Below are 4,579 nucleotides of genomic sequence, written 5' to 3' on the forward strand. Positions count from 1 at the left end.
GCTGGGCATGATTCCTATTGCGCCCACGGTTTTCTGGGGACCCATGGCATTCGCGATTATGGGAGGGCTACTTGTTGCAACGCTTTTGACACTGGTTTTCCTGCCTGCACTCTATGTTTCTTTAATTAAAGAATCCGACTTGGAAAAAACCGTGGAGGCTCCTCGTTGAGGATGTTGGGCGTCTGAAAGACGAAGGCCGTCTCGGCACTGGGAGTGGGTCATCATACCTCCACCCGGTGCCGGGACTGACTTAAAAACCAAAAAACAATACCCATTTCAGTGTACTTTGCCTGTTTGACAAAAAATCCACTCTTTCTGCAGCCTCTCTTATCGATAGCCCAGTCGCTCAACAATACGAACAGGCAGATGAAGTGCTAGAGATGCTTGTTCGAAAGTGCTTTGACCAACAGACTGGAAGGTCGTATTGTTGATTGCCGCTGAGACGTGACGCGGGATTTCCACCGAGAATTGACCCGCCTTTTAATTATTGTTCGGTTTTTTATTCACGGTCAAGTTTCGTGTATTCCTTTGCTCGTTTTGGTTCCTGAGCGGAACTGTTTTTGAACCTGAAGCTGTCATTTCCGGTTTCCAGGATGTGGCAGTGATGGGTGAGCCTGTCGAGCAATGCAGTCGTCATTTTGGCATCACCAAACACGCTTGCCCATTCACTGAAGCTAAGATTGGTTGTGATTATGACCTCGTGCGCTCGTAAAGTTTGCTGAGCAGATGGAATAAAAGAGCGCCACCTGATGCACTGAATGGCAGATATCCGAGCTCATCAAGAATGACGAGATCGGAATAAATGAGCCGGTTGGCGATCTGTCCCGATTTGCCTTGGGCTTTTTCCTGCTCAAGTGCATTCACAAGTTCAACCGTTGAGAAGAACCGGACACGTTTGTGGTGGTATTCAATCGCCTGGACACCAATAGCGGTGGCGATATGAGTTTTACCCGTTCCGGGTCCACCAACCAGAACAATGTTGTTTGCATCATTGAGAAAGTCACAGCGATGCAGCTGCTGGACCAATGCCTCGTTTATCTCACTGCTTGCGAAGTCAAAGCCGTTCAGATCACGGTAGGCTGGAAAGCGTGCAGTTTTGAGCTGGTAAGCAACTGATCTGACTTCACGCTCCGCCGTTTCCGCCTTAAGCAGCTGTGACAGAACTGGAATAGCTGCCTCGAAAGCTGGCGACCCTTGTTCGGTGAGTTCACCAACTGCTTGTGCCATGCCATGCATCTTCAATTGCCGTAACATGATTACGATTGCACCACTCGCTGGACTATGACGCATGACGAGCCTCCGTCTTTCTCAAGGTGTCGTAGCGTTCGACATTGGCCTTGGGTTCATTGTTAAGGGTCAGTGCCTGCGGTGCGTTAATCGGGGGTGGAATGAGAGATTTGCCGTCAACCAAACGATGAAGCAAATTGAGAATATGGGTTTTTGTCGGCACTCCAGACTTCAGCGCCATATCGACTGCCATAAGTACGGCCTGTTCATCATGCTGTAAGACGAGGGAAAGGATATCGACCATTTCCCTATCGCCGCCCGGCTTCTTCAACAGATGAAGCTGGAGTGTGCGAAACGCTTCAGGAAGCTCCGTGAAGGGAGCGCCATTGCGCAATGCGCCGGGCTTTCGCTGAATGACCGACAAATAGTGCCGCCAGTCATAGACGGTGTGACCTGGTGCTTCGTGAGAGCGATTGAAGATGCGTGAATGCTCGCAAATGATCTGCCCTTCGGCAGCGACCACGACAAGATGAGGATAGACACGCAGGCTTACTGGACGATTGGCAAAGGATGCTGGAACACTATAACGCGTACGATCAAAGTGAACGAGGCAGGTCGGTGATACGCGCTTGGTATATTCGACAAAGCTATCAAAAGACCGGGAAAAGGGCATAAGAGTCTGGACTTCTTCAGCCCAAAGATCGGCTATGCTGCCGTGCATTTTACCATGCGTTGTGGTTGCCCAGAAAAACCTGCAACGTTCCTCCAGCCAGTCGTTCAATTCATTCAATGAAGCAAATCGTGGAGCTGGTTGAAAGAACCGATGCCGGGAATCCCGAACATTCTTCTCAATCTGTCCCTTCTCCCAACCCGTTGCAGGATTGCAGAAGTCTGGTTCAAACAGATAGTGGCTGGCCATCGCTTGAAAGCGGATATCGACGTCACGCTCTTTGCCTCGCCCGACCTTATCGATGGCTGTACGCATATTGTCATAAATGCCGCGTCGTGGAACACCACCAAGCACTCGGAATGCATGGTTGTGAGCGTCAAACAGCATCTCATGGGACTGTGTGAGATAGGCGCGAACGATAAAGGCTCTGGAATAACTTAGCTTGGTATGGGCGACCTGAAGCTTTGTCCGTTCATTGCCAATAATTGCCCAGTCTTCTGACCAGTCAAATTGAAATGCTTCTCCCGGCTCAAAGTTCAAAGGGACAAACGTACCCCGGCCCGATGTCTGGTTGTGCATATGAAGATCGGCCTTCCACTCGCGGGCAAAGGTGGCAACGCGACTGTATGATCCCTCATAGCCCAGAGCGACAAGGTCAGCGTGCATCTGCTTAACAGTGCGCTTTTGTTTACGAGGTTTGCGATCTTCCGACTTTAACCACGTCGTCAGTCGGTCAGAAAATGGGTCGAGTTTGCTTGACCTGTCCGGAACCTGAAATTTTGGCTCAACGCCATTGAGACGCAGATACTTGCGGATGGTGTTCCGCGATAGGCCTGTTCGTCGGGCAATCTCGCGGATCGATAGTTCGTCCCGGTAATGCCACCGTCGGATAACGCTCAATAATGCCATGTCGATCACTCCATAGCCCTCGCTGAAAAACAAACGAGGGAAGGTTCAAACATGGGTCAATTCTCGGTGGAAATCCCGGGTCACTTTTCAGCGGCAATCAACATGCAGCCTTCAGCTGCGACCGCGTTAATTGGAAACATTACTAAAAGCAACAGATATCGTAACAAGTTAGCCTCTTAACCGCTCATTGGATTACAGGCGATAAAGGTGGTTTGTGACGAAAAACTGACAACGGTAGCGTGTTCTGAAATTGGCTACACCAAATGTGCAATACCGCGTTTTTACACGGCCAGCATCAATTGGCGTCAGCGAAACCGTCAAAACCAAAAGGAAGGATCAAACCATTGCATGATGCCTACTTTACCTGACTGTCGATGAATGCCTTAAGTGCGGGCAGAACTTGTTCTGGTGAATCCTCCAGCACGGTATGCGAGGCGAAAGGCAGGTTCAGCAGCCGCGCCCCTTCAACTTGTTCAGCCAGTTCGAAAGCCTGACGGCGGGAAACCAGAAAATCCTCGTCGCCACGTATTACAAGAAGTGGACATGCAATAGAGCTGACGGATGCGCCAGGATAGGCGTGTTCGCCACTTCCGAGCCACATTGCCTTAGTTGCTTCGAAAAGCCTGGCAAAATCTGGTGAAGGATTTTCTGCCTCATAGTTCTGGACCTGATCATGAAACATATCGCGCCATTCGTCCACGGTGATGCCCTTGTATATCTCACGAGTTGGCTCTTCAGTCGGCATCTCCCAGTGCGCTCCTACAGTGACAATAAAGCGTGGACGAACGGCGTTGGATGCCCCAAGGCGCAAGGCCACGATACCGCCATCGCTGTGGCCAATGATGCCAGCATCTGTCAGGCCCAACTCGGACAGAACTATAGCAATGTCCTGTTCAAGCTGATGGTAGTTGAGAGGAGCATTTCCAAGTGGGGAACGACCATGTCCACGGCTATCGATTGCGATAAGCCGAAAGTCAGCCGCCAGATCTTTTGCCAGGGGTACGAAGTCGTTTCGGCTCCCCAAGCCGCCATGAAGCAAAACAATCGGCGTCCCTTCCGCCTTTCCCGCTTCCGTTACGTATAAGCTGGTATCACCTCTACTTACAATTTTGCCGACATCGAACATGCAATCTTTCCCAAATCTTTTGGATGTATCATTTAGTGCGCTGCACAAATTAGGCTTTCCGGCTTAGACTTCGCAATGAACTTTTGCCGTTCCGCGCCGCAAGTTAAGCTTTCCGTCCCATTTGTCAGCTGTCCTAGGCCGGAAATAGGCCCAATCACGCAGCGTAATTAGCGCTTACCTTGATTCTCATCTTTTTCATCAGCGTAGCGAAATGCATCCGCCCAAATTCAACCCCTTCTTTTTTCAAAAGACCCTGCAACATCCAAATTCCAGCGGATTGGTACTCCAGATACAGTTCATCGATCCTGCGCATCAGTGCCAGATCGCCAGCAGATACAGGGCGCGGTGAATAGTTTACACTGCTACGGCTGAACCCAAGGAGCTTTGCCTGTCGTGCGACCGAAAGCTTGTGAGCACGGTAAATCATTTCCCTCCGTCCGGCAATCCCGCCTTGCTGAGCGCTCCGGCCAAAAAATCGTTCTCCAGAATTAGGTCGTACACTCATAAATAGTCTAGCTATTTGAATGGATTATTGGTTCAAAGGTCTCGGATTTGGAGGTCTTTGATGTCACGTCGCCGCTATGAACTTACAGAACGCGAATGGTCGATTATTGCGCCGCTGTTGCCATGCAAACCTCGTGGTGTAC

2 protein-coding genes and 3 pseudogenes are annotated in these 4,579 nt (G+C 50.4%); 1 reads left to right on the forward strand and 4 read right to left on the reverse strand.

What is annotated here, in order from left to right:
• Nucleotides 1-499: 499 nt before the first annotated feature.
• From istB to ABE527_RS21420, 4 genes and pseudogenes are all read right to left on the reverse strand, one after another.
• Nucleotides 500-1,290, reverse strand: a pseudogene (gene istB, locus ABE527_RS21405) (IS21-like element helper ATPase IstB).
• Entirely contained in the window at nt 1,280-2,806 is a 1,527-nt protein-coding gene (gene istA / locus ABE527_RS21410; protein WP_499698242.1) for an IS21 family transposase, read from the reverse strand. The pseudogene istB and the gene istA overlap by 11 nt, the downstream one beginning before the upstream one ends.
• A gap of 355 nt (nt 2,807-3,161) precedes the next feature.
• Complete coding sequence (locus ABE527_RS21415) at nt 3,162-3,932, reverse strand: alpha/beta fold hydrolase (RefSeq protein ID WP_499695714.1); 771 nt, start codon at nt 3,930-3,932, stop codon at nt 3,162-3,164.
• A gap of 178 nt (nt 3,933-4,110) precedes the next feature.
• A pseudogene (locus ABE527_RS21420) lies at nt 4,111-4,407 on the reverse strand (IS3 family transposase); the annotation flags it as partial.
• 90 nt (nt 4,408-4,497) lie between these two features.
• Between ABE527_RS21420 and ABE527_RS21425 the strand changes: the two are divergent.
• Nucleotides 4,498-4,579, forward strand: a pseudogene (locus ABE527_RS21425) (IS5/IS1182 family transposase); the annotation flags it as partial.

It is taken from the genome of Brucella sp. TWI432, from assembly GCF_039674445.1.
GTDB classification, from domain to species: domain Bacteria; phylum Pseudomonadota; class Alphaproteobacteria; order Rhizobiales; family Rhizobiaceae; genus Brucella; species Brucella chromiisoli.

Coding starts and splice junctions, on each gene's coding strand:
- istA (WP_499698242.1), bottom strand. CDS start 2,806: ATGGCATTATTGAGCGTTATCCGACGGTGGCATTACCGGGACGAACTA.
- ABE527_RS21415 (WP_499695714.1), bottom strand. CDS start 3,932: ATGTTCGATGTCGGCAAAATTGTAAGTAGAGGTGATACCAGCTTATAC.